This window comes from Streptomyces sp. NPDC020742 (assembly GCF_040641675.1).
In the GTDB taxonomy this organism is placed as follows: Bacteria; Actinomycetota; Actinomycetes; order Streptomycetales; family Streptomycetaceae; genus Streptomyces.
In genome coordinates this window covers 79,606-103,300 of record NZ_JBFAEA010000025.1, presented here as the reverse complement: position 1 = coordinate 103,300, position 23,695 = coordinate 79,606, and the positions used below count along the sequence as shown (strand labels likewise).

Genomic DNA, 23,695 nt, shown 5'->3' with positions numbered 1-23,695 from the left:
GGGGTGCCCCACCCTAACCCCCACGCCGACTCCACCCCCACCCCCGCAGGCCCACCACCGCACCCGACAGCCCCGCGCAGCGGACCCGCCCGCCGCAGGCGCCACGGCGCGAAAGCCGACGACGCACGGGCCGCCGGCCCCCCGGCGAACAACCACCACGGCGGGTGAGCCAACAACGTGGGAAGACCGCCGGCCGCCTAGGCCACGGCCGCCTAGGCCACGGCCGGGACCCGCTCCGCGGCCTCCGTCTGGGCGGCTTCCGCCGGCTTGGTGGGGCCGCCGCGGAGCGGGACCTCCTTGAGGAACCAGGCGGCGGCGAAGCCGATGATGCTGATCGCCGCGCCCCACAGGAAGACCTGGTGGCTGCCGGCGGCGACCGCGTGCGCGTAGGCGTCCTTGATCGGCGCGGGGAGCTTGGCCAGGCCCTTGGGGTCCATCTGGGCCCCGGCGCTGGTGAGCTTCTCGCCCGCCTTGCCGATCCGCTCGATCATGGTCGACTGCACCTGGTTGGTGAAGATCGCGCCGAGGATCGCGACGCCGAAGGAGCCGCCGATCGTACGGAAGAGGGTGGCGGAGGAGGAGCCGACGCCCATGTCCTTCAGTTCGACGCTGTTCTGGGCGATCAGCATCGTGGTCTGCATCAGGAAGCCCATACCGGCGCCGAGCACCGCCATGAAGGCGCCCGAGGTGAAGCGGGTGGTGCCGGTGTCCATGAGGGACAGCAGGGCCAGGCCGGTGGTGATCAGGCCGCCGCCGACCACGACGAAGATCTTGTACTTGCCGGTCTGGGTGGTGACCCGGCCGGCGAAGAGCGAGACCACCATCATCGCCAGCAGCATCGGCAGCAGCAGCAGCCCGGAGTTGGTGGCCGAGGCGCCCTGCACGGTCTGCTGGAACAGCGGCAGGAAGGTCATCGACCCGAACATCACGAAGCCGACCAGGAAGCCGATGACCGTGACGAGGGAGAAGTTGCCGTTGCGGAAGATGTGCAGCGGCAGCACCGGTTCGCTGACCTTGCGCTCGACCAGGACGAAGGCGAGGAGGCAGACCACGCCGAGGACGCCGAGCCCGATGATCTGGCCCGAGAGCCAGTCGTACTCGGTGCCGCCCCAGGTCGTGATGAGCACCAGGGCCGTGATGCCGAGGGTGAGCAGCGCCGCGCCGGCGTAGTCGATCCGGGTCTGCGACCGCTTCTTCGGCAGATGGAGCACCGCGGTGACCATGGCCAGGGCGATCACGCCGAGCGGCAGGTTGATGTAGAAGCTCCAGCGCCAGCCGAGGTGGTCGGTGAGGGTGCCGCCGACGAGCGGTCCGCCGATCATGGCGACGGCCATCACGCCGGCCATCATGCCCTGGTACTTGCCGCGCTCCCGCGGCGGGATCAGGTCACCGATGATCGCCATGACACCGACCATCAGGCCGCCGGCGCCCAGGCCCTGGACAGCGCGGAAGCCGATGAGCTGGCCCATGTCCTGTGCCATGCCGGAGAGTGCCGAGCCGACCAGGAAGATCACGATCGAGGTGAGGAAGACGCCCTTGCGCCCGTACATGTCGCCGAGCTTGCCCCAGATGGGCGTGGACGCGGCGGTGGCGAGCGTATAGGCGGTGACCACCCAGGAGAGGTGGTTCATGCCGCCGAGTTCGCCGACGATGGTCGGCATCGCGGTGCCGACGATCATGTTGTCCAGCATTGCGAGCAGCATCGCGATCATCAGTGCGAAGAGCACCAGCCGCACGCTGGCGGGCTGCTTGCCCGTGCTCGGTATGGATGCCGATCTGTCCGTTGCCACTGTTGGCGCTCCGTCCCCCGTTGGGGTCGCAGACTGCGACTTCCCCATTACTCACTCCTACTTACTTGCCGCCCGGCTAGTTCTGTACAGTGAGGACAGTAGGAGGTCAACTAGCCGGGCGTCAAGTAAGTTTCTCTGGCCCTGGGCTGGGCAGCCCTCCGACCAGTACCGACAACGCAGGAGAAGCACCGTGAGCACACCGCAGGCGCGCAGGGGAAACACCCGCCAGCGCATTCAGGACGTCGCTCTGGCGCTGTTCTCCGAGCAGGGCTACGACAAGACGTCGCTGCGGGAGATCGCCGAGCGGCTGGAGGTCACCAAGGCGGCGCTGTACTACCACTTCAAGACCAAGGAAGACATCGTCATCAGCCTGTTCCAGGACGCGACCGGGCCGATCGACGAGCTGATCACCTGGGCCAATGGGCAGCCGCGCACCCTTCAGACCAAGCAGGAGCTGATCCGGCGCTACAGCGAGTCACTGCGGTCGGCCGAACCGCTCTTCCGCTTCATGCAGGAGAACCAGGCCACGGTGCGTGACCTGAGCATCGGCGAGCGGTTCAAGGAGCAGATGCTGACCCTGTTCGGACTGCTCAAGGAGCCCGATGCGGAGCTGTCGGATCAGGTGCGCTGCCTCACCGCGCTGTTCTCCATGCACGCGGGCATGTTCGCGATGCAGAACGTGGAGGGCGACCCCGAGGAGAAGCGCAAGGCCATCCTCGAGGTCGCCACAGAACTGGTCACGGCGGCAAACCCGCCGAGCCGCCGGCCAGCCCGGCCGGACTCAGCTCAGACGGCGTCGCCGTGAGCCCGCAGGAATCCGGTCGGCTCGATGCCCGACCCGTAGTTGGGGCCGGTGCGGACCTCGAAGTGCAGGTGGGGGCCGGTCGAGTTCCCGGTGCTGCCGGACAGCCCTATCTGCTGGCCGGTGCCGACCTGCTGACCGACGTGGACCTGGATCTGTGACAGGTGGGCGTACTGGGTGTACATGCCGTTGTCGTGCTGGATCACGATGGCGTTGCCGTACGCCGGGCCGTCGCCGCCACCCCAGGGGCCGGCCTTGACGACGGTGCCCTTGTGAACGGCCTTGACCGCGGTGCCGGTCGGCACGACGAAGTCCTGGCCGCTGTGCTTGTGCGCCCAGTGGCTGCCGGGAATGCCGAAGGGCTCGCCGAGGGTGTACTTGTCGACCGGCTTGACCCAGGCGTTGACCTTCTTGGCCGCGTCCTTCTTGGCCTTGGCCGCGGCGGCCTTGGCGTCGACGGCGGACTTGGCCTGCGCGTCGGCCTGGGCGGTGACGGCCGAGCCGACGCCCGAGGTGAGGCCCAGCAGCCCGCTGTCGGCGGCGGAGGCAACACCGGCGCCGAGCGCGGCGGTCACACCGATACCGGCGGCCACAACGGCGACGCGGTTACGCAGAGCGGACTTCTTGGAATGGCGAATGGCGGTGAACTTCGACATGCGGGTTTTCCCTCCGGAATGTGATTGGTTTCCCCGGCTGCGGTCCGGGATCGCCATCCCTTGGTAACCCGCATGCACCGCCCCGCCAAGCGGCCTTTCTACTACTCCGCCCCGTATTCGGGAGTACGGAATGAGGCCTCTTGACACACCCGACCGACACCGATCAAAACCCGCAAAGATGGGCAATTCGGACAGGTTGAGAAGCCGACAAAGCACTGCTGATCAGGGGTTTTCTCCGCCTGTCGCTCGGGAGGGGCGTACTCCGCAACGCCCAACGCCGAGCCCCTCCGCCCCGCGGGCGGCAAACACCCCACCCACCGCGCCGCCATTCCCCTAAATTCTTTAGTAGGCCCCATAAACGCTGTGCGGCATGTCACGCCGGAACGGGATTTAACGCCGTTCCGCTGTGACCTGGGTTACCCGGATTTGTGTGACGCGGGTTACCCGACACCGTCCGCATTCCCTTTCGGAGCGCCGAAGGAATCTCGAATTCGTGACCGCCGCCACATCTTTCCCGGATAGCCTGGGTCCGACGACATCACCTGCCGCGGGGGGAGGGCGGACCGCACGATGGACCCGTCAGCAGTGGGCGTACGGCTCGCATCGAGCGTGGTCGCGCCGCTCGTCAAGAAGCTCTTCGTGGCGGAGGGGCCGGGTGCCGGGCTGGTCGCCAGCCCGGTGCGGATATCCCGCCTGGTCTCCTTCCGGGGCGAGCGGCGGACCCTGACCGAGGCGGATCTGCATCGGCTCGCCGCCGAGCTGGTGACCCGCGCGTTACGCGCCGGCGGCCCCAGTGAGCGGCCGGTCTCCGACGACGAGCGGGAGGCCCTCGCCCATGCCCTGGCCACCACCCTGCACGGCCTCGGCGACCTCCACATGGACGACGTCCAGGCCGTGCACCTGGGCCCCACCGCCCTCGCCGAGCGCCTCCTGACCGTCGGCCCGCACGCCACCCACGGCCTGAGCCGGGACGCCGAACTGCTGCACGGCACCCTGCTCGACACCGCCTGCCTGCACATCGTGCACTTCTTCACCCAGCGCTCGACCTTCGTCGCCCGCACCCTCGTCCAGCAGAGCCGGAGCCTGGACGGCCTGATCAGGGCCATCGACACCTTCATCGCCCAGCACCCCTCCCCGGCCGCCTCGGACACCGCCTTCGAGCGCGGCTACCTGACGTACCTCGCCCGCAAGCACGGCCGGCTCACCATCTACGGCATCGACCTCGCGCACTCCCCCGACCGCTGGCCGCTCGACGCCGCCTACATGAGCTTGGAGGCCACCCAGCCGGCCGCCCCCGCTCTCGACGGCGCCGGCCCGTGGGAGGGGACCGACGGGCCGCCGGCCGGACCGGCCGCGCCGGTGGCCGTCCCCGCCGACCAGGCGCTGGCCGGCCGGGACCGGGTCCTGCTGCGCGGAGTCGCCGGCTCCGGCAAGAGCACCCTCGTGCAGTGGCTGGCCGTCTGCTGCACCAAACCGGCCGGCGGCACGCCCCTCCCCCACCTCTACGGCCGGATCCCGTTCGTGCTGCCGCTGCGCACCCTCACCCGCGACGGCGCGCCGCTGCCCACGCCCGACCGCTTCCTGGCCGCCGTCGGCTGCCCGGTGTCCGGCTCCCAGCCGGACGGGTGGGCCGACCGCGTGCTGGCCTCCGGGCGGGCGCTGCTGCTCGTCGACGGCCTGGACGAGATCCCCGACCGGGAGCGCGAACAGACCCGCCACTGGCTGCGCGATCTGCTCGACGCCTTCCCCGACAGCCGGTGGCTGGTCACCACCCGCCCCTCCGCCGTGCGCGAGGACTGGCTCGCCTCCGACGGCTTCGGCGAGCTGACGCTCTCCCCCATGCGCCGCGCCGAGGTCACCGCGTTCATCGACCGCTGGCACGACGCGGCCCGCTGCGACGCCGAGGACCCCGAGCGCCTCGACGGCTACCGGCAGTCCCTGCTGGCCGCCGTCCACACCAAGCAGGACCTCGCCCGGCTGGCCACCAACCCCCTGATGTGCGGCCTGATCTGCGCCCTGCACCGCGACCGCCGCGGCTATCTGCCCACCGGCCGCAAGCAGCTGTACGACGCGGCGCTGTCGATGCTGCTCTCCCGGCGGGACCGCGAGCGCGACATGGCCGCCCCCACCGGCATCGACCTCACCGAGGAGCCCCAGATCCAGCTGCTGCAGCGGCTTGCGTACTGGCTTATCCGCAACGGCCGGACGGAGCTGGACCGGGAGCGGGCCGAGCGCCTCGTGGCCGACGCGCTGCCGGCGGTGCCGTCCGCGGCCGCACAGGGCGACGGACCGGCGGTACTGCGCCATCTGTTGCTGCGCAGCGGGCTGTTGTGCGAGCCGGTGCCCGGGGCGGTGCAGTTCGTCCACCGGACGTTCCAGGACTACCTGGGGGCGAAGGCGGCCGTCGAGGACGGCGACACCGGGCTCCTGGTGTCGCACGCGGCGGACTCCCAGTGGGAGGACGTGATCCGGCTGGCGGTGGCGCACGCCCGGCCGCGGGAACGGGCCGAGATCCTCCGGGAGTTGCTCGCCCACGGTGACGCCCTCGCGGACGACCTCACCCGCATCCGCGTCCACCTGCTCGGGCTGGCTTGCCTGGAACACGCCACCGAGCTCGACCCGCGGGTGCGTGCGGAGGTGCACGACCGGGCCGGCGCGATCCTGCCGCCCCGCGACCGCGACGAGGCGAACCTCCTCGCGGAGGTGGGGCCGATCGTCCTGGAGCTGCTGCCCGGCCCGGACGGCCTGGCGGACGACGAGGTGGCGGAGGTGGTGGCGACCGCCGCCCAGCTGGGCTCGGACGCCGGACTGGAGGTCCTCAAGCGCTTCCGGCACCATCCCTTCCCCCAGAACCAACTCGCCGCGCACTGGCCGAAGTTCGACACCGAACGGTACGTCGAAGAAGTGCTCCGGCACCTGTCGGACGAGGCGACCTTCGTCGTGAGCGGCCCCGAGGACATGCGGGTGCTGCAACGCCTCGGCGGCCGGACGAGGATCAACGCCCTCGGTCCGCTCACCGCCCGGGAGCTGCTGGACGGGCTGCCCACCGAGCGGATCACCCACCTGACGCTGTCCGACAACGACGAGCTCGCCGGCCTGGACTTCCTCACGGAGTTCCCCGCCCTGCGGTCCCTGACACTGATGGGCTGCCCCGGGGTCGGCAGCCTCGCCCCGCTCGCCGGGCTGCCGCTGAGCACGCTGACGGTGACGGCGCGGGAACACGGCGGGGTGCGCTGCCCGGACGGGCTGGCCCTGCTACGACACCTCCGCCACCTGATGCTGCACGTCCCCCTCCCACCGGAGGGCCTGCAGGCGCTACCTGCGGCTGCCCCGCTGGAAACCCTGCTGGTCGGACACCCGGTCGCGGCCGGCTTCGGCGCGCTGCGGCACTGGCCGCGGCTGCGGATCCTGCAACTGCGGAGCCTTGACGCGGCATGTGCCGAGGGCGCCTGGGGCGCACTGACGGACGTCCCCGGACTGGAGGAGTTCGCCTTCGGCCTGGCGCCCGGGGAGACCGCCCTACGGATCCCTCCGGGGCTCCGGCTGCCACAGGTGACGACGCTGAGCGCCATCAACATGACGCGGGGCCCGCTCGCCGACCTGAGCCGGTCCGTACGCGCCGCGCTCCCGGCGTTCCCGGCCCTCCGCAAGCTCCAGCTCTACGGCATCGTCGGGGGCTCGGTCGCCCTGCCGCCGCTGACCGACCTGCCCGAGCTGCGGGAGGTCTTGCTCTCCTACCTCCACCCGGAGCCGGCGCTCGACCTCCCGCCGCAGGTCACCGTCACCCACTTCCCCCGGCCCCGCACATAAGCAAGACCAAAAGGGATGGCCTCGGCCGCCGTCCCCTCCCGATGAGTGCGCGACCATGCCGGACGCCAGCCTGCGTAGCTGCCGTCCTTTTCGCATCCGGACCTCGGATCGGCGGTCGCATTCCACGGCGGAACGGCCTTCCGGACGGAATGCGTATCGTCCCGGTGGAGGCGCGGTGAAGGAGCGACTCCGGATCTGCGGAAGTGCGGCGGTACTCCCCACACGACACTCCCCACACGACCAAAAATAGCCCGCCAAACATACCGAGCCGCATTTTATGAACCACATAAGGAACGCAAGGGAACAGGAAGGCACACCGGTAACACCCCACACATACGACACTGCCCCGGAACCGTGAGAAACGATTCCGGGGCAGTGCCCTGTGGTGCCTATGGGTACGGCCGGGGATCCGGCCGTACCGCGGGGCGGGCGCCCTGGGTCAGGCGTCCTTGCTCAGGTTGGGGCCCGAGCCGCCGGTGGCGGACTCGATCGGCGGGGCGTCCGGCAGGGCTGCCTTCTCCTCGCCGCGGAAGGTGAAGGTCGCACCTTCGCCCTCGCCCTCGGTGTCCACGACCACGATGTGGCCGGGGCGCAGCTCGCCGAAGAGGATCTTCTCCGAGAGGGCGTCCTCGATCTCGCGCTGGATCGTGCGGCGCAGCGGACGGGCGCCGAGCACCGGGTCGTACCCGCGCTTGGCCAGCAGCGACTTGGCCTCGCCGCTGAGCTCGATGCCCATGTCGCGGTCCTTCAGCCGCTCGTCCACCTTGGCGATCATGAGGTCGACGATCTGGATGATGTCCTCCTCGGTCAGCTGGTGGAAGACGACGGTGTCGTCCACACGGTTGAGGAACTCGGGGCGGAAGTGCTGCTTGAGCTCTTCGTTGACCTTGTTCTTCATCCGCTCGTAGCTGGACTTGGTGTCGCCCTGGGCCGCGAAGCCGAGGTTGAAGCCCTTGGAGATGTCCCGGGTGCCGAGGTTCGTCGTCATGATGATGACGGTGTTCTTGAAGTCCACGACCCGGCCCTGGGAGTCGGTCAGGCGACCGTCCTCCAGGATCTGCAGCAGCGAGTTGAAGATGTCCGGGTGGGCCTTCTCGACCTCGTCGAAGAGCACGACGGAGAACGGCTTGCGGCGCACCTTCTCGGTGAGCTGGCCGCCCTCTTCGTAGCCGACGTAGCCGGGGGGCGAACCGAACAGCCGGGAGACCGTGTGCTTCTCGCTGAACTCCGACATGTCGAGGGAGATCAGCGCGTCCTCGTCGCCGAAGAGGAACTCCGCCAGCGTCTTGGACAGCTCGGTCTTACCGACACCGGACGGGCCGGCGAAGATGAACGAGCCGCCGGGACGCTTGGGGTCCTTCAGGCCGGCACGGGTACGGCGGATGGCCTGGGAGAGCGCCTTGATGGCGTCCTTCTGGCCGATGACGCGCTTGTGGAGCTCGTCCTCCATGCGCAGCAGGCGGGACGACTCCTCCTCGGTCAGCTTGAAGACCGGGATGCCCGTCGCCGTGGCCAGGACCTCGGCGATCAGCTCCTCGTCGACCTCGGCGACGACGTCCATGTCGCCGGCCTTCCACTCCTTCTCCCGCTTCGCCTTGGCGGCCAGGAGCTGCTTCTCCTTGTCGCGCAGGCCCGCGGCCATCTCGAAGTCCTGCGAGTCGATCGCGGACTCCTTCTCCCGACGCACATCGGCGATCTTCTCGTCGAATTCGCGCAGGTCCGGCGGCGCCGTCATCCGGCGGATCCGCATCCGGGAGCCGGCCTCGTCGATCAGGTCGATCGCCTTGTCCGGCAGGAAGCGGTCGGAGATGTAGCGGTCGGCGAGGGTGGCCGCGGCGACCAGCGCGGAGTCCGTGATGGACACGCGGTGGTGGGCCTCGTAGCGGTCCCGCAGACCCTTGAGGATCTCGATGGTGTGCGGCAGCGACGGCTCCGCGACCTGGATGGGCTGGAAGCGGCGCTCCAGGGCCGCGTCCTTCTCCAGGTGCTTGCGGTACTCGTCGAGCGTGGTGGCACCGATGGTCTGCAGCTCACCGCGGGCCAGCATCGGCTTGAGGATGCTGGCGGCGTCGATCGCGCCCTCGGCGGCACCCGCACCCACCAGGGTGTGGAGCTCGTCGATGAACAGGATGATGTCGCCGCGGGTGCGGATCTCCTTGAGGACCTTCTTCAGGCGCTCCTCGAAGTCACCGCGGTAGCGGGAGCCGGCGACCAGGGCACCGAGGTCGAGGGTGTAGAGGTGCTTGTCCTTGAGGGTCTCGGGCACCTCGCCCTTGACGATGGCCTGCGCCAGGCCCTCGACGACCGCCGTCTTGCCGACGCCGGGCTCGCCGATGAGGACCGGGTTGTTCTTGGTGCGGCGCGACAGCACCTGCATGACCCGCTCGATTTCCTTCTCGCGCCCGATGACCGGGTCGAGCTTGGTCTCGCGAGCGGCCTGCGTGAGGTTGCGGCCGAACTGGTCCAGGACCAGGGACGTCGAGGGGGTGCCCTCGGCGGGGCCACCGGCGGTGGCGGCCTCCTTGCCCTGGTAGCCGGAGAGCAGCTGGATGACCTGCTGCCGCACCCGGTTGAGATCGGCGCCCAGCTTCACCAGGACCTGGGCGGCGACGCCCTCGCCCTCGCGGATCAGGCCGAGCAGGATGTGCTCCGTACCGATGTAGTTGTGGCCGAGCTGGAGGGCCTCGCGGAGCGACAGCTCCAGGACCTTCTTGGCACGGGGAGTGAAGGGGATGTGCCCGGACGGGGCCTGCTGGCCCTGCCCGATGATCTCCTCCACCTGCTGGCGGACCGCCTCGAGCGAAATCCCGAGGCTCTCCAGGGCCTTAGCGGCGACACCCTCACCCTCATGGATCAGGCCCAGGAGGATGTGCTCGGTGCCGATGTAGTTGTGGTTGAGCATCCGGGCTTCTTCCTGAGCCAGGACGACAACCCGCCGCGCGCGGTCGGTGAACCTCTCGAACATCGTTAATCGCTCCTCAGAGCGGTCAGGCAGTTAGGGGTCGGTCCCCTCCCTGTCCTTCCGCATGCTAGTCCCGCGGGGCGGGACAGCTCATTCCAACTGCCGACACCCGTCCGGATCACCCCCGCTCCTGCGAGGAAATTTACTGCCGAACAGCTGACAACTGCTCCAACTCGATGGTGCGAGACGATGTTCCCGCAGGCCAGGCATATACGCCCTCCGCCACTACGCCCATGGCGAACGCACCCGGCCCCGACACACCGACCACAGCCCGCCCTCGAACGGGCCGGAACGCGGTGTTTGCCGGTCACACCGTCTCTTCCCACTGAGACTGTCTTACCCGCTGGCACGGACACTCCATGCGGCGCGGGCGCCGTCCATCCGCTACGGGCGAACATCCGCGCGCCGCCGGACGCTCCCCCACACGCCCCGACCGACACCTTGCGCAAGCACAACAACACCGAGCGTAACTTCCTGGTTGCCGGGGAGTTGCACCGGTCATGGCCCGCGTGCTTCCGCGCCCCCGCTGCCCTCTCACCACCGTCCGTCGCTGGTACGAGGACGAGCTGGGCTGGCCGACCGCCGGCCCGGAGCCGGTGGAGCTGCTGACGGGTCTGCGGTTCGACGTCCTTCAGATGCCCGCCGACGCGGGGCGCGCGGTGCTGCGGCGCTGGCGACAGCCCGGCCCGGTGGCGCTGCTACGGGCCAGGGGCGGGAATCGCCCGGAGGATCGGCCGAAATTGCTCATGTTCATCGCAGCCGGCGGTGCCGAAGAACTCCCGGGAATCCTGGAATGGCTGGAGTGGGGCACCCTTGTCCCGGATCTCACGGCACGGGGAACCGGGGGCCGGATGCCCGCGCCGGCGATCCCCACACCGGCGTCAACGGCATCGCCGTCCTGCGGATTCGGCTCGCGGGAGGCCGCGGGATGGGTGCGGCCTCCCCAGCCGGGGTACGAGGCGGAGAATTCCCTGCCCACCACGGGGTTCAGGACAGGATTCGGGGACGATGGGGACGCCCCCGACCTCGTACGGCTTGTGAGCGCGGCGGCAACGGAGTGCCACCGGGCCCGGATGCTGCGTGCTCGTATTGCCCAATCGGACCGCGCTGGCGGGGATCAGGCGTTGGCCTTCTCGAATGCTTCACGAATGTCGGCGGGGACCCGGCCACGGTCATTCACGTTGTAGCCGTTCTCCTTCGCCCAGGCGCGGATCTTCGCGGTGTCCTGGCTGCTGCCGGAAGCCGCTGCCGCACGCGCCTTGCCACGACCGCCGGAACGCCCACCGGTACGCCGGCCGGCCTTCACGAACTCCGCGAGCGAGTCACGCAGCTTCTGCGCGTTGCTGTCGGACAGGTCGATCTCGTAGGACTTGCCGTCCAGTGCGAACGTGACCGTCTCCTCCGCCTCGCCGCCGTCGAGGTCGTCGACAAGAAGAACCTGAACCTTCTGTGCCACCGGTTTCCCTTTCATCGAATGCGGATTACGACGGAAAGCAAACCGCTTTTCCGGGAAAAACACAAACCCTTGGGTACGGTTCACTTGCCCACAGACCGGGGAACGCATGCTTCCGCAGCCATGAGATAGGGGAGCGATTCGGACATAGAACACCCATCACAGGTGCAGAAGCATCCGACTGTTACCCAGGGTGTTGGGCTTCACTCGTTCGAGGCCAAGGAACTCGGCAACACCCTCGTCATAGGAACGCAGCAGCTCACTGTAGACATCACCGTCTACGGGCGCCTCGCCGATCTCCACGAAGCCGTGCTTGGTGAAGAAGTCGACTTCGAAGGTGAGACAGAAAATGCGCCGCACTCCGAGCCAGCGCGCGGTGGCCAGGAGCTTCTCCAGGACATGATGGCCGACTCCGGATCCCTTCAGCCGCGGGTCCACGGCCAGGGTGCGGACCTCTGCCAGGTCTTCCCACATGACGTGGAGCGCTCCACAGCCGACGACCTCGGCGTCTTCGTCGCGCTCGGCGACCCAGAACTCCTGGATGTCCTCGTAAAGCGTGACGGTGGCTTTGTCGAGCAGGATCCCGTCACGTGAGTAGGCGTCGATGAGACGGCGTACGGCGGGTACATCGCTGGTGCGGGCGCGGCGGACGGTGAGGCCTTTTGAATGCGGACGCATGCCCGGACGCTATCGCTCCGGGCCGCCCGCACTCCCCCCGGGTTCATCCCCTTGTGCGGGTCCGGCTTCGCCGGCCGCGCGCGGTCCGGCCTCCGCTTCGCCTTCTTCCGCACGTGCGGGCCGTGGTGCCTCTTCGGCCTCTTGTGGTGCACCTTCCGCGGCGGGTGTGCCTTCGGACTCTTCCGGCGGTTCGTCGGCCTGCACCATGCGTACGGCATCGCGCAGGGCGTGCCGTTGTTCCGGCGACATCATGCCGAAGAAGGCCACCAGTGCGGCGGCGGGGTTGTCACTGGCGGACCATGCCTCGTTCATCAGTGCGGCGGCGTAGGCGGCGCGGGTGGAGACCGCCTCATATCGATAGGCGCGGCCTTCCGCTTCGCGGCGCACCCAGCCCTTCTGATGGAGGTTGTCCAATACGGTCATGACCGTGGTGTAAGCGATCGACCGTTCCTTCTGCAGATCTTCCAGGACTTCTCGAACGGTGACCGGGCGGTTCCACTCCCAGACCCGCGTCATGACCGCGTCTTCCAGATCACCCAATGGTCTCGGCACACAAGAACAATAGTGGGAGATGTCCAGAATGCCCGTTGATCTCGTCGCGTTTGCGGGGTCTCGTTGCGGTGGGGCGGGAAAACAGCGCACGGCCCGGGACGCAAGGTCCCGGGCCGTGACGTGGTGTGTGCGGACCGTGCCGCCGGAGCGGCGGGCGGGTCAGGCGCCGTGGGCGGCGGGCTCCTGGCCGGCGGACTCGGCGCGGGCGAGCGCGGCGTCCACGGCCGCGTCCTCCTTGGACTTGTTCGCACCACCCTGGCTCTTGATCATCGTCACGATCAGGCAGGTGAACGCCACGGCCATCACCACGGGCGGGAGCAGCGCTGCGACGTAATCCATGGCGAACGGCCTCCTGTGTACGGCGTGAGCCTTCCGAAAGTACGCAGCAAGAGTACGCAGCCGTCAGGCGGTGCGGCTCTCCGGGGGCGGGGTGGGCTTCCGACGGGGCGGGAAGACCTCGCCCGGCGTAGGAATGGGGCGGTCGGGCCTCGGGGACTTCGGCGCGGGCTCCCGCTTGGGCTGCGGAGCCGGCGGCGGCTGCTTCTCCGGCTCCCGCTCCCGCCCGCCACCGGACGCCGAGCGGCCGCCCGGCAGCGCCCGGAGCCGGACCCGTACGGACTGCTCGGCCAGCTGCTCGCAGTGGCGCAGCAGGGCGCTGCGGTGCGCCTGCTCGGCCGGGCCGGTGCGTGCGGTGCGCAGGGCGCGCAGGGCGGCGAGGTCGTCGGCACCGGGGACGTAGCCGGTGGCCAGCGCCTCCTTGAGCTGCGCGAGGTAGCCGGCGGCCGCACCGGGCAGCGCCGCCCGGTAGCGGGCGAGGTCGGCGAGGAGGAAGGCTCGCAGCCGGCCGCCTTCGCGGACCGCCTCGTCGACGGCCTCGGCCAGCCGGAGGTAGTCCTGGACGTCCTGCGACCACTCCGGCCCGAGGGCGGCGAGCGGGGTGGTGTGGTCGGTCGTCCGCAGGACCTGGGCGAGGGCGCGACGGAGCACACGCAACTCATCGGCGCTGAAGGCCAGGCCGCCGCGGGTTCCGTTTGGCATTGGCATGTGGCGACTTTACGACCAATTCCGACAAAAGCCGCTTAATTCGTAAATGGTGGCGCGGCAGCGAGCCGCCCACTCCGGCCGGGCACACCCGGCCGGACGGGACGGTGTGGACGCGCCCCGTCCAGGAGGCCGCTGCGCCCTGCCTACGACCGGCTGACGTTGCGCTCGTAGACCAGGCGCAGCCCGATGAGGGTGAGCCAGGGCTCGTGCGCGTCGATCACCGAGGACTCACCGAGCACCATCGGCGCCAGCCCGCCGGTGGCGATCACGGTCACCTCGTCCGGGTCCTCGGCCAGCTCCCGCGCCATCCGCTGGACCACGCCGTCGACCTGGCCGGCGAAGCCGTAGAGGATGCCGGACTGCATCGCCTCGACGGTGTTCTTGCCGATGACGCTGCGCGGCCGGGCCAGTTCGATCTTGCGGAGCTGGGCGCCCTTGACGCCCAGGGCGTCCACGGAGATCTCGATGCCCGGTGCGATCACCCCGCCGACGTACTCGCCGCGCGCGCTGACCGCGTCGAAGGTGGTGGCCGTGCCGAAGTCGACGACCACCGCGGGACCGCCGTAGAGCTCCACCGCCGCCAGGGCGTTGATGATCCGGTCGGCGCCGACCTCCTTGGGGTTGTCCATCAGGATCGGCACGCCCGTCTTGACGCCCGGCTCCACCAGGACGGCGGGCACATCGCCGTAGTAGCGGCGGGTCACCTCGCGCAGCTCGTGCAGGACGGAGGGCACCGTCGAGCAGATGGCGATGCCCTCGATGCCGTCACCCAGGTCGTCTCCGAGCAGCGGGTGCATGCCCATCAGGCCCTGTAGGAGGACGGCGAGCTCGTCGGCGGTGCGGCGGGCGTCGGTGGAGATCCGCCAGTGCTCGACGATCTCCTCACCGTCGAAGAGGCCCAGGACGGTGTGGGTGTTTCCCACGTCGATGGTGAGCAGCATGGCGGTCAGCCGTCCGCACGCGGTTCGGCGGGGGAGCCCCCCTCGCTCTCGTCCTCGCGCAGGTCGAGGCCGATGTCGAGGATCGGGGAGGAGTGCGTCAGCGCTCCCACCGCCAGGTAGTCGACGCCGGTGTCGGCGTAGGTACGGGCGTTGGCGAGGGTGAGGCGGCCCGACGACTCCAGCATCGCGCGCCCGGCGACCAGCGCCACGGCCTCCTCGGTCTGCTCGGGCGTGAAGTTGTCCAGCAGGATCAGGTCGGCGCCCAGGGCGAGGATCGGCGGGATCTGGTCGATCCGGTCCACCTCGACCTCGATCGGCACGCCGGGGAACTCCGCCCGTACGGCCGCGAAGGCCTCCGCGACGCCGCCGGCGGCGACCACGTGGTTGTCCTTGATGAGCGCCGCGTCCGACAGCGACATCCGGTGGTTGACGCCGCCGCCGCAGCGCACCGCGAACTTCTCCAGGGCGCGCAGGCCCGGGGTGGTCTTGCGGGTGTCGCGGACCCTGGTCTTCGTGCCCTCCAGGGCGTCCGACCAGGCCCGGGTGGTGGTGGCGATGCCCGACAGCCGGCACAGGATGTTCAGTGCGCTGCGCTCGGCGGTGAGCAGGTCGCGGGTGCGGGTGGTGACGCTGATCAGCTTGGTGCCGGCCTCGACCCGGTCGCCGTCCTCGACGTGCCGCTCCACCGCGAACTCGTCGGTGCACACGATGGACAGCACCGCCTCGGCGACCCGCAGCCCGGCGACCGTGCCGGCCTCCCGGGCGGTGAAGTCGCCGGTGGCGACGGCGTCCTCGGGGACGGTCGCCACGGTCGTGACGTCCACCCCCTGGTCGAGGTCCTCCTCGACGGCGAGGTGCGCGATGTCCTCGACCTGTACGGGGTCAAGCCCGGCGGCCACCAGGAGCGCGGCCAGGTCGGGGTCGAGTCCGCAGGTCAGCGGGTCGAGCTCGTACGAGCCGTCGTCGCCGCCGGAGCAGCCGCAGGCATCGCCGCAGCCTCCGCCAGACGCTGTCTGGGGGGACCCCCAACTGGGGGCGCCGCCGCTGGGCCCGCCGATCTGGAGGAGGGGAAGGTCGTCGGGGGTGCCGGGGGTGCTGCTCACGGGATGGGCTCCGTATCCGGGGTGGTGGGGTCGGTCGTGGTGGGCGAGGTGGCGGGCTACGGGGCGACGGCCGGCGGGAACCCGGCGGTCTGTGTCGTACGGATGGTCAGGGCGCGGTCCGCCTCCATGGTGATGCGGAAGTGCCGGCGCCAGGAGGCATCGTCGCGGTCCGGGTGGTCCTCGCGCCAATGGCAGCCGCGGGTCTCCTCGCGGCGCTGGGCCGCGGCGACCAGGACCCGGGCGACACACAGCAGGTTGGTGGCCTCCCACGCCTCCACACCGGGCTCGGGGCTCTTGTGACCGGCCGTGGGGGCGCCCGCCTCCGCGGCGGCGTCCGCGGCGTGGCGGAGACGGTCCAGCGCGGCGGCGGCCTGCGCCAGGCTGTCGGCGTTGCGCAGCACACCGGCGCCGGCCGTCATGATCCGCTGCACCGCGGTGCGGGTCTCGGGTGCCAGCAGCGGGACGTCCCGGTGCGCGGACCCGGCGGCACCGGTGGCACCGGTGGCACCGGTGGCACCGGCAGCGGTGGCGGCACCGGCCGGAGGCTGCGGCACGGGGTTCCGGGTGATGTCCGCGGCGATCCGCTCGGCGAAGACCAGGCCCTCCAGGAGGGAGTTGGAGGCGAGGCGGTTGGCGCCGTGGACGCCGGTGCAGGCGACCTCCCCGCAGGCGTAGAGGCCGGGGACGGTCGTCCGGCCGTGCAGGTCGGTGCGGATGCCGCCGGAGGCGTAGTGCGCGGCCGGGGCGACCGGGATCGGCTCGGTGACCGGGTCGATGCCGTGGCCGCGGCAGGCGGCGAGGATGGTCGGGAAGCGGCTCTCCCACATCGGGGCGCCGAAGTGCCGGCCGTCCAGGTACATGTGCTCGACGCCCTGTTCGTGCGCCCGGCTCATGATCGCCTTGGCGACGATGTCGCGCGGCGCCAGTTCGGCGAGCTCGTGCTGGCCGAGCATGAAGCGGGTGCCGTCGGCGTCGACGAGGTGCGCGCCCTCGCCGCGTACCGCCTCGGAGATCAGCGGCTGCTGGCCCTCCGCGTCCGGCCCCAGGTAGAGGACGGTGGGGTGGAACTGGACGAATTCGAGGTCCGAGACCTCCGCGCCGGCGCGCAGCGCGAGCGCCACTCCGTCCCCGGTGGAGACGGCCGGGTTGGTGGTCGCGGAGAAGACCTGGCCCATGCCCCCGGTGGCGAGGACGACGGCCGGGGCGTGCACGGCGCCGACGCCGTCGTGCTGGCCCTCCCCCATGACGTGCAGGGTGACCCCGGAGGTGCGCCCCTCGGCATCGGTGAGCAGGTCCAGGACGAGCGCGTTCTCGATGGTGCGCAGTCCGGCGGCGCGGACGGCCTGGACCAGTGCCCGGGAGATCTCGGCCCCGGTGGCGTCCCCGCCGGCGTGCGCGATCCGGCGGCGGTGGTGTCCGCCCTCACGGGTCAGCGCTATCTCGTCGCTGCCCGGTGCGGTGTCGAAGCGTGCGCCGGCCGCGATCAGCCGGTGGACGGCGTCCGGGCCCTCGGTGACCAGCGTCCGTACGGCCTCCTCGTCGCACAGGCCGGCGCCGGCGACCAGGGTGTCGGCCAGGTGCTGCTCGGGGGTGTCGCCCTCCCCCAGGGCCGCGGCGATCCCGCCCTGCGCCCAGCGGGTGGAGCCGTCGTCCAGGCGGGCCTTGGTGACGACGACGGTCCGGCGACCGGCCGCGGCGCAGCGCAGCGCGGCGGTCAGCCCGGCCACCCCGGAGCCCACCACGACCACGTCCGCGTCGATGGACCAACCGGGGGCGGGGGCGGTCAGGCGTATGCGGGTGCCGGGCGCGGGGGCGGGGGCGGTTCCGGTCGCGGTCATCGAGGAGCTCCCAGGGGGCCGTGGGGGGTGATGGGCGGTGTACCGGGTGCTGCGGTGGTGCCTGACGCGCCGGGAGCGGCGCCGTCCTTGGTGGACCCGGTTGCGCCGGCGGCGCCCTGGTGGGCGGTCCCGGTGGGGGTGGGTCCGAAGGTGAGGCGGATGTTGTCGATCAGCCGGGTGGTGCCGACCCTGGCGGCAACGGCGAGGATCGCCTCGCCCGCGTAGGAGTCCGGGACCTCGGTGAAGTCGGACGGATCGACCAGCGCCAGGTAGTCGAGCACCAGCGGCGGGTCGAGTCGGGCGGCCTCGTCCAGGACGGCACGGGCCGCGGCGCGGGCCACCGACGGCCCGTGGAGCGGTCCTGCGGCCGCGTAGGCGACGGCGTGCGCGTCGGCGGCGGCCCGGTCCTCGCCGAGGGCGGCCAGCGCCGCGGAACGGTCCTGTGCGGGGTGCCCTGTGGAGGCGGCTCGGGCGCGCAGCGCCTCCTCGGCGGTCAGCCGGTCCCGGGCGGCGAACAGCGCCGCGGACAGCGCCAGCGCGGTACGCCGCTCCGGTAGGGACAGGTAGCGGTTGCGGCTGGAGAGGGCCAGGCCGTCTTCCTCGCGCGCGGTGGGAACGCCGACGATCTCCACGGGGAAGTTCAGGTCGCCGGCCATCCGCGTGATCACGGCGAGCTGCTGGGCGTCCTTCTGGCCGTAGAAGGCGATGTCCGGTGCGGTCAGGTGCAGCAGCTTGGCGACGACGGTCAGCACCCCGTCGAAGTGCCCGGGGCGGCTGGCGCCCTCCAGAAGGGTGCCCATGGGCCCGGCGGCGATCCGGACCTGCGGTTCTCCGCCCGGGTAGACCTCCTCGACGGACGGCGCGAACACCGCGTCGGCGCCGGCCGCGGCGGCCAGTTCGACGTCCGCGTCCAGCGTGCGGGGGTAGCGGTCCAGGTCCTCACCCGCCCCGAACTGCAGCGGGTTCACAAAGACCGTGACGACGACCTGGCCGGCCGGCCCGACCCGGCGACGGGCGGCGCGGACCAGGGAGGCATGTCCTTCGTGCAGCGCCCCCATGGTCATGACGACGGCGCGCGCACCACCGTGGCGCGGCAGGTCGCGCAGGGCGGCGGCGGTGCGGAGGAGCTGCGCGGGGCGGCGAGGCGGGGCGGGCGGCTCGGTGTCGAGGTCGGGGGCGGGGGGAGCCGCGGGGGCAGGGGCCGGCGCGGGCTCGGTTTCGGTGCCGGGCGCGGGCACAGGCTCCGGCGCGGTGTGCGGGGCCGGTTGCCGCTTCGGCTGCGGCTGCGGGGAGGGCTGCTTCTGCGGGGAGGGCTGCGGTCCCCTGGGTGAGGAGGTCATCGGGTGCCTCCTTCGGGGCCACGGTCGGGGTTGTCGTCGGGGACGTCGTCGGGGGAAGCGTCGGGGGCGACATCGCCCGCGGTGTCGGGGCCGTCGTCCGCGGTGTCAGGTCCGTCCTCCGCGGTGTCGGGGCCGTCCTCCGCTGTGTCCGGACCGGGCGCGGGGTGGGGGGCAGTGGCGTCGCCCGGGGAGCCAGGGGCTGGTTCCGCATGGGCGGCGGAGCCGTCGCCCGGGGAGCCAGGGGCTGGTGCGGTACGGGCGGTGGGGCCGTCGCCCGCGTCCGCGAGCACGTCCAGCAGGTCCTCGGCCAGCTCCGGCTTGAGCAGCCCGTGGGCCAGCGCCCGGTCCGCGGTCGTCCGGGCCATGGCCAGATACCCGGCGACGCTCTGCGGAGAGTGCCGGCGCAGCTCCGCGACATGGGCGGCGACGGTGCCCGCGTCCCCGCGCGCGACCGGCCCGGTCAGCGCGGCGTCACCGGAGCGCAGCGCGTTGTCCAGCGCGGCGCCGAGCAGCGGGCCCAGCATCCGGTCCGGGGCCTGCACCCCGGCCTCACGCAGCAGCTCCAACGACTGGGCGACCAGGGTGACCAGGTGGTTCGCGCCGATCGCAAGAGCGGCGTGGTAGAGCGGGCGGGCGGACTCCGCGATCCACTCCGGCTCCCCGCCCATCTCGATGACCAACGCCTCGGCCGCCATCCGCAGCTCCTCGGGCGCGGTCACGCCGAAGGAACAGCCGGCCAGCCGCTGGACGTCGACGGAGGTGCCGGTGAACGTCATGGCCGGGTGCAGGGCGAGCGGCAGGGCGCCGGCCCGGGTGGCCGGGTCCAGCACCGCCGTACCGAAGCGCCCCGAGGTGTGCACCAGCAGCTGGCCGGGCCGTACGGCGCCGGTCTCCGCGAGCCCGCTCACCAGGTCGGCGAGGGCGTCGTCGGGAACGGTCAGCAGCACCAGGTCGGCGCGGGCGAGCACCTCGGCGGGGGTGACCAGCGGTACGTCGGGCAGCATCTCGGCGGCGCGGCGCACCGAGGAGTCGGAGACCCCTGAGACGGCGACCGGGCGGTGGCCCGCCAGTTGCAGTGAAGCGGCGAGCGCGGGACCGACGCGGCCCGCGCCGACGACTCCGACCGTCAGCCGGGCGGGGCGGTCCTGGGCCTCGATGGGTGGGTGTGGGTTCACGCGGCGATGGCCTTCCGTTCCAGTCCGCGGGGGGTACCGGACGATTCGTCGCCATGCTACGCGAGTGTTTCCGGCGGGCCTCAGAGCTGTACGGAGGGTGAGACACGGCTCTCCCGCGAGCGCGATCCCACGAGTTATCCACAGGGGTCGCGGTCCGGCGCGGCGCTGGGTGATGATCGGGGCATCAGCGCGCGGAGAGCGTGGCGACAGGACCAGGCAGGGGGTGTGCGGGGCAGATGAGCACAACGGGGGGCGGTGTTCCGGAACAGCACGCGGCGGACGGCTCGCAGGCAGTACGGGACGCCACGATGACGACGACGCCGGACGGCGGGCAGGCAGCGGTGCCGGACGGCCCGAAGGACCGGGGAGGGACGTCGGAGGCTGCGGCAGCCGGCGCACCGGAAGGCGGTCGGGACGGCTCGGGCGGTGAGGCGGACGTGCCGCGCAGCTCAGGCGGTGAGGCGGACCTCCCGCGCGGCTCAGGCCACACGGCGGGCGTTCGGGACCACTCAGACCGCCCTGCGGAGGGCCCGGGAGGCTCCGGCCGCAAGGCCGACGTCGCGGGCGGCTCAGGGCACACCACGGACGGCCCGGGAGACTCCGGTGTCCCACCGGTCGGGCGGAGCCGGAGACTTGCGGCGATCCGCGGCTCCTCGCGGGTGCTGCCGGGCGGCGTGCCCGTCGAGACGGTCCACGAGCGACTGACCCGCCTCGTGGCCGACGCTCCCGGCGCGTACGACCTGGACGACTGGATCGATCTCTACGGCAACGACGACGGCGTGGTCGGCGAGCTGGAGCGGCGGACCGCTGAGGCTCTGGGCACCCAGGCCGCGGCCTTCTTCCCGACCGGGACGATGGCCCAGCAGGTGGCGCTGCGATGCTGGGCGGGACGCACCGGCAACGCGACGGTCGCCGGGCACCCGCTCTCCCATATGGAGGTGCACGAGCGGGACGCCTACGCGGTGGTCAGCGGCCTGCGCATGGTGCACCCGACGAGCGCTCCACGGCTGCCGACCGCCGAGGAGATATACGACCTCCAGGAGCCGTTCGGCACCCTCGCGCTCGAACTTCCCCTGCGGGACGCCGGATTCACCCTGCCGACCTGGGACGAGTTGACCGCCGTGGTGACGGCGGCACGGGACCGTGACGCGGTGGTGCACTTCGACGGTGCCCGGCTGTGGGAGTGCGGCCCGCACTTCGGCCGCCCACTGCCAGAGATAGCCGGGCTCGCGGACAGCGTGTATGTGTCCTACTACAAGTCGCTGGACGGCATATCGGGCGCCGCACTCGCCGGCACCGAGGACTTCGTGGCGGAGGCCCGGGCCTGGCGACACCGGTACGGCGGCCAACTGTTCCAGCAGTGGCCGGTGGCGCTGGCCGCCCTGGCCGGCCTGGACCGTGAACTGCCGCGCCTGCCGGAGTACGTGGCGCATGCCGAGGTCGTCGCGCGGGCCCTGCACGAGGGCCTGGCGGAAGCGGCCGTGCCGTGGTTCCGGGTGCACCCGGAGGTCCCGCACACCCACCAGTTCCAGGTGTGGCTGCCCTACCTGCCGAACGTCCTGAACGAGGCCGCGGTGCGGCAGGCCGAGGAGACCCGAACGACGCTGTTCCGTACCTGGTTCGAACCGAGCTCAGCCGGGCCGCCCGGCGTGGCCCTGACCGAGGTGACGGTCGCCGCTTCCGCCATGGACTGGACGGCCGGCGATGTCCGCACGGCAGTCGCCGAGTTCCTGCGCTATGTGGCGCGGGTGAGGGGTGGGGTGAGGTGAGGGCTGCTGGTGGGGGATGAGGTGAGGGCTGAGGGAGGGCTGAGGGAGAGCTGAGCTGAGGAGTAGGGGCTTGGCGTGGCGTGAGGGGTGGGGAGGGAGGGGGCGAGGGGGAGGGGGAGGGGGAGGGGCCCCTCCCCACGGCGCGAAGGGCACCGGCCGTGCCCACCCCTCGCCCCACCCCACCCCTCCCCACCCCCTTACGCCTGATACGCCCGCCCCCTCCGCGACCCCCATCCGCCCCTCAGCACGGCCAGGCAGCGGCGCCACAGCAGGACTTCGCGGACCGTGCGGACGGTGTGGACGCCCGGGGCGGGCGGGGTGGGTACGTCGTGCTGGGCGGCCCGGTAGGCGTCGAGGAGGTGCTGCTGGGTGCTGTTCATATGGCCACTGTGCGACCGTCCAGCCAACTGATGCGCATCGATTGACCAGAGCCGTCAATCGGCGACCGTGCAGGTCACAAGCTCGCGCATGATGGGCGTATGGCCAACGTCATCGACATCACCGGGCTGCCGCCGGAGCGCATCGTCTACTGCCCCTCTCCCCTGGCGGAGCTGGGCGCCGCGCTGCACGCGCTGTCCGAGCCGGGGCACCACCCCGGGCTCCACGGCTGGGTCACCGCCACCAACGCGGCGTTGCAGACCGACCTCGCCGACCGGTTGTGCGAGGCGGATTTCCTGTGGCGGTCCACCCGTTCGGACATTCTGCTGCCGGCCCGCCCGGCGGCGACGCTGACCGAGGAGCTGGACGAGCTGGACAAGATCGACGACGAGCGGTTCGTGGCCGCCGCGTTCGAGATCTCCTGCTCGGCGTCGTACACCAAGGCCACGCCGTCACCGCTGGTCGATGCGGACGAGCGGGCGCGGGTACGGGAGATGGCCGCCGCCCGCGGTCCACGGCAGGCGGCGTTCACCGACCGGATGCTCACCGACCCCGACGGTCTGCGGGTATGGCTGCGCCGGCTCTTCGAGGACTGCGAGGAGGCGTTCTTCGGGGACATCTGGCGGCGGGTGGGCATCCAACTGGCCGCCGACGCCCGGCACAAGGCCGAACTGCTGCGCCACAAGGGCGTGGCCGAGACGCTGACCGCGACCTCGGCTGCGCTGTCGCTGGAGGAGGCGCAGGACGGCAGCGGCGGTGCCCGCATCGTGGTCGACAAACTGGCCGGGGGCCGTACGACGGCATTCGCGAATGCCGATCCCGGCATCACCTTCCTGCCGACGTCCTTCGGTTGGCCGCACCTACTGGTCAGTCACGCGCCGGGCTGGCGACCGGTGATCCAGTACCCGGTGGCGGTCCCGGAGTTGCCGGCACCGGCCGAGCTGGAGCTGGTGCAGCAACGGCTGGCGGCGCTGGGGCACCCGATGCGGATGCGGTTGTGCCGGACGCTGGCGCGGGGGCCGCATACGACCGGCGAGCTGGCGCACGCGTACGGCATCACCGCGCCGGAGGTGTCCCGCCATGTCGCCACGCTGAAGAAGGCCGGGCTGATCCGGACCCGGCGGCGGGGACGCTATGTGCTGCACCAGCTGGATCTCCGGGTGGTGGCCCGGCTGGGCAGCGACTTCCTTGAGGGCGTATTGCGTTGACGGCCTAGTGAACGGCGTATTGCATTGACGGCCTAGTGAACTGATGGCCCACTGCGCTGAGGGCCTACTGCGCTGAGGGCCTACTGCACTGAGTGCCTACTCCGCCGGCGGCGTGTCGCGTTGCTCGCCCCTCCCCTGCCTGGCCCCGGCCCAGCCCGGCACCAGCCGCGCCCCCGGCTCCCGGCTCCCGGCTCCC

19 protein-coding genes are annotated in these 23,695 nt (G+C 71.4%); 5 read left to right on the top strand and 14 right to left on the bottom strand.

Features of this window, described 5'->3' with window-relative positions; translation table 11 throughout:
- Positions 1 to 212: 212 nt before the first annotated feature.
- A complete protein-coding gene (locus AB0G84_RS30240) occupies positions 213 to 1,838 on the bottom strand; it encodes an MDR family MFS transporter (protein WP_361327711.1) in 1,626 nt (541 codons plus the stop codon).
- 142 nt (positions 1,839 to 1,980) lie between these two features.
- On the opposite strand from AB0G84_RS30240, the gene AB0G84_RS30235 reads away from it, so the two are divergent.
- Positions 1,981 to 2,595 (top strand): TetR/AcrR family transcriptional regulator, encoded by a 615-nt coding sequence (locus AB0G84_RS30235; protein WP_361327708.1) that lies wholly within the window; start codon positions 1,981 to 1,983, stop codon positions 2,593 to 2,595.
- Here AB0G84_RS30235 and AB0G84_RS30230 read toward each other — a convergent pair.
- Positions 2,577 to 3,248, bottom strand: a complete 672-nt coding sequence (locus tag AB0G84_RS30230; RefSeq protein ID WP_361327705.1) for a M23 family metallopeptidase — start codon at positions 3,246 to 3,248, stop codon at positions 2,577 to 2,579. The genes AB0G84_RS30235 and AB0G84_RS30230 overlap by 19 nt on opposite strands.
- Positions 3,249 to 3,818: 570 nt before the next feature.
- Here AB0G84_RS30230 and AB0G84_RS30225 point away from each other — a divergent pair.
- Positions 3,819 to 7,058 (top strand): NACHT domain-containing protein, encoded by a 3,240-nt coding sequence (locus AB0G84_RS30225; RefSeq protein WP_361327703.1) that lies wholly within the window; start codon positions 3,819 to 3,821, stop codon positions 7,056 to 7,058.
- A gap of 439 nt (positions 7,059 to 7,497) precedes the next feature.
- Here the strand turns inward: AB0G84_RS30225 and AB0G84_RS30220 are convergent, their stop codons facing one another.
- The gene (locus AB0G84_RS30220) at positions 7,498 to 10,023 is read right to left on the bottom strand and encodes an ATP-dependent Clp protease ATP-binding subunit (protein ID WP_361327700.1); all 2,526 of its coding nucleotides are present in this window, start codon (positions 10,021 to 10,023) and stop codon (positions 7,498 to 7,500) included.
- Between the two features lie 497 nt (positions 10,024 to 10,520).
- Between AB0G84_RS30220 and AB0G84_RS30215 the strand changes: the two genes are divergently transcribed.
- Positions 10,521 to 11,207: an SCO3374 family protein gene (locus tag AB0G84_RS30215; protein WP_361327697.1), complete on the top strand. Its 687-nt coding sequence runs from the start codon at positions 10,521 to 10,523 to the stop codon at positions 11,205 to 11,207.
- On the opposite strand, the gene AB0G84_RS30210 is transcribed toward AB0G84_RS30215, so the two are convergent.
- The 10 genes from AB0G84_RS30210 to AB0G84_RS30165 all read right to left on the bottom strand — a co-directional run bounded on the left by AB0G84_RS30210 (position 11,138) and on the right by AB0G84_RS30165 (position 20,144).
- Positions 11,138 to 11,476 (bottom strand): Lsr2 family protein, encoded by a 339-nt coding sequence (locus AB0G84_RS30210; protein WP_361327728.1) that lies wholly within the window; start codon positions 11,474 to 11,476, stop codon positions 11,138 to 11,140. The genes AB0G84_RS30215 and AB0G84_RS30210 overlap by 70 nt on opposite strands.
- Before the next feature lie 156 nt (positions 11,477 to 11,632).
- Positions 11,633 to 12,151: an amino-acid N-acetyltransferase gene (locus tag AB0G84_RS30205; RefSeq protein WP_361327694.1), complete on the bottom strand. Its 519-nt coding sequence runs from the start codon at positions 12,149 to 12,151 to the stop codon at positions 11,633 to 11,635.
- A gap of 9 nt (positions 12,152 to 12,160) precedes the next feature.
- A complete protein-coding gene (locus tag AB0G84_RS30200; RefSeq protein ID WP_361327691.1) occupies positions 12,161 to 12,703 on the bottom strand; it encodes a BlaI/MecI/CopY family transcriptional regulator in 543 nt (180 codons plus the stop codon).
- Between the two features lie 159 nt (positions 12,704 to 12,862).
- Positions 12,863 to 13,042 carry a hypothetical protein gene (locus AB0G84_RS30195; protein ID WP_361327688.1) on the bottom strand — a complete coding sequence of 60 codons (180 nt, stop codon included), beginning with the start codon at positions 13,040 to 13,042 and terminating at the stop codon, positions 12,863 to 12,865.
- A 63-nt stretch (positions 13,043 to 13,105) separates the two neighbouring features.
- Positions 13,106 to 13,747, bottom strand: a complete 642-nt coding sequence (locus AB0G84_RS30190; protein WP_361327685.1) for a hypothetical protein — start codon at positions 13,745 to 13,747, stop codon at positions 13,106 to 13,108.
- Between the two features lie 143 nt (positions 13,748 to 13,890).
- Positions 13,891 to 14,688, bottom strand: a complete 798-nt coding sequence (locus tag AB0G84_RS30185) for a type III pantothenate kinase (RefSeq protein WP_361327682.1) — start codon at positions 14,686 to 14,688, stop codon at positions 13,891 to 13,893.
- A 5-nt stretch (positions 14,689 to 14,693) separates the two neighbouring features.
- Positions 14,694 to 15,791, bottom strand: a complete 1,098-nt coding sequence (nadC, locus tag AB0G84_RS30180; RefSeq protein WP_361327679.1) for a carboxylating nicotinate-nucleotide diphosphorylase — start codon at positions 15,789 to 15,791, stop codon at positions 14,694 to 14,696.
- A gap of 56 nt (positions 15,792 to 15,847) precedes the next feature.
- Positions 15,848 to 17,629, bottom strand: a complete 1,782-nt coding sequence (locus AB0G84_RS30175) for an L-aspartate oxidase (protein ID WP_361327676.1) — start codon at positions 17,627 to 17,629, stop codon at positions 15,848 to 15,850.
- Positions 17,626 to 18,735 carry a pantoate--beta-alanine ligase gene (panC, locus tag AB0G84_RS30170; RefSeq protein ID WP_361327725.1) on the bottom strand — a complete coding sequence of 370 codons (1,110 nt, stop codon included), beginning with the start codon at positions 18,733 to 18,735 and terminating at the stop codon, positions 17,626 to 17,628. Before panC ends, AB0G84_RS30175 begins: the two co-directional genes overlap by 4 nt.
- A gap of 230 nt (positions 18,736 to 18,965) precedes the next feature.
- Complete coding sequence (locus AB0G84_RS30165; protein ID WP_361327673.1) at positions 18,966 to 20,144, bottom strand: DUF2520 domain-containing protein; 1,179 nt, start codon at positions 20,142 to 20,144, stop codon at positions 18,966 to 18,968.
- Between the two features lie 641 nt (positions 20,145 to 20,785).
- On the opposite strand from AB0G84_RS30165, the gene AB0G84_RS30160 reads away from it, so the two are divergent.
- Positions 20,786 to 21,913 carry a beta-eliminating lyase-related protein gene (locus AB0G84_RS30160; protein ID WP_361327722.1) on the top strand — a complete coding sequence of 376 codons (1,128 nt, stop codon included), beginning with the start codon at positions 20,786 to 20,788 and terminating at the stop codon, positions 21,911 to 21,913.
- Positions 21,914 to 22,110: 197 nt separating this feature from the next.
- Here AB0G84_RS30160 and AB0G84_RS30155 read toward each other — a convergent pair whose 3' ends face one another.
- Entirely contained in the window at positions 22,111 to 22,293 is a 183-nt protein-coding gene (locus AB0G84_RS30155; RefSeq protein ID WP_361327670.1) for a hypothetical protein, read from the bottom strand.
- Between the two features lie 99 nt (positions 22,294 to 22,392).
- Between AB0G84_RS30155 and AB0G84_RS30150 the strand changes: the two genes are divergently transcribed.
- The gene (locus tag AB0G84_RS30150) at positions 22,393 to 23,499 is read left to right on the top strand and encodes a DUF5937 family protein (protein ID WP_361327667.1); all 1,107 of its coding nucleotides are present in this window, start codon (positions 22,393 to 22,395) and stop codon (positions 23,497 to 23,499) included.
- The last annotated feature ends 196 nt before the right edge of the window (positions 23,500 to 23,695 follow it).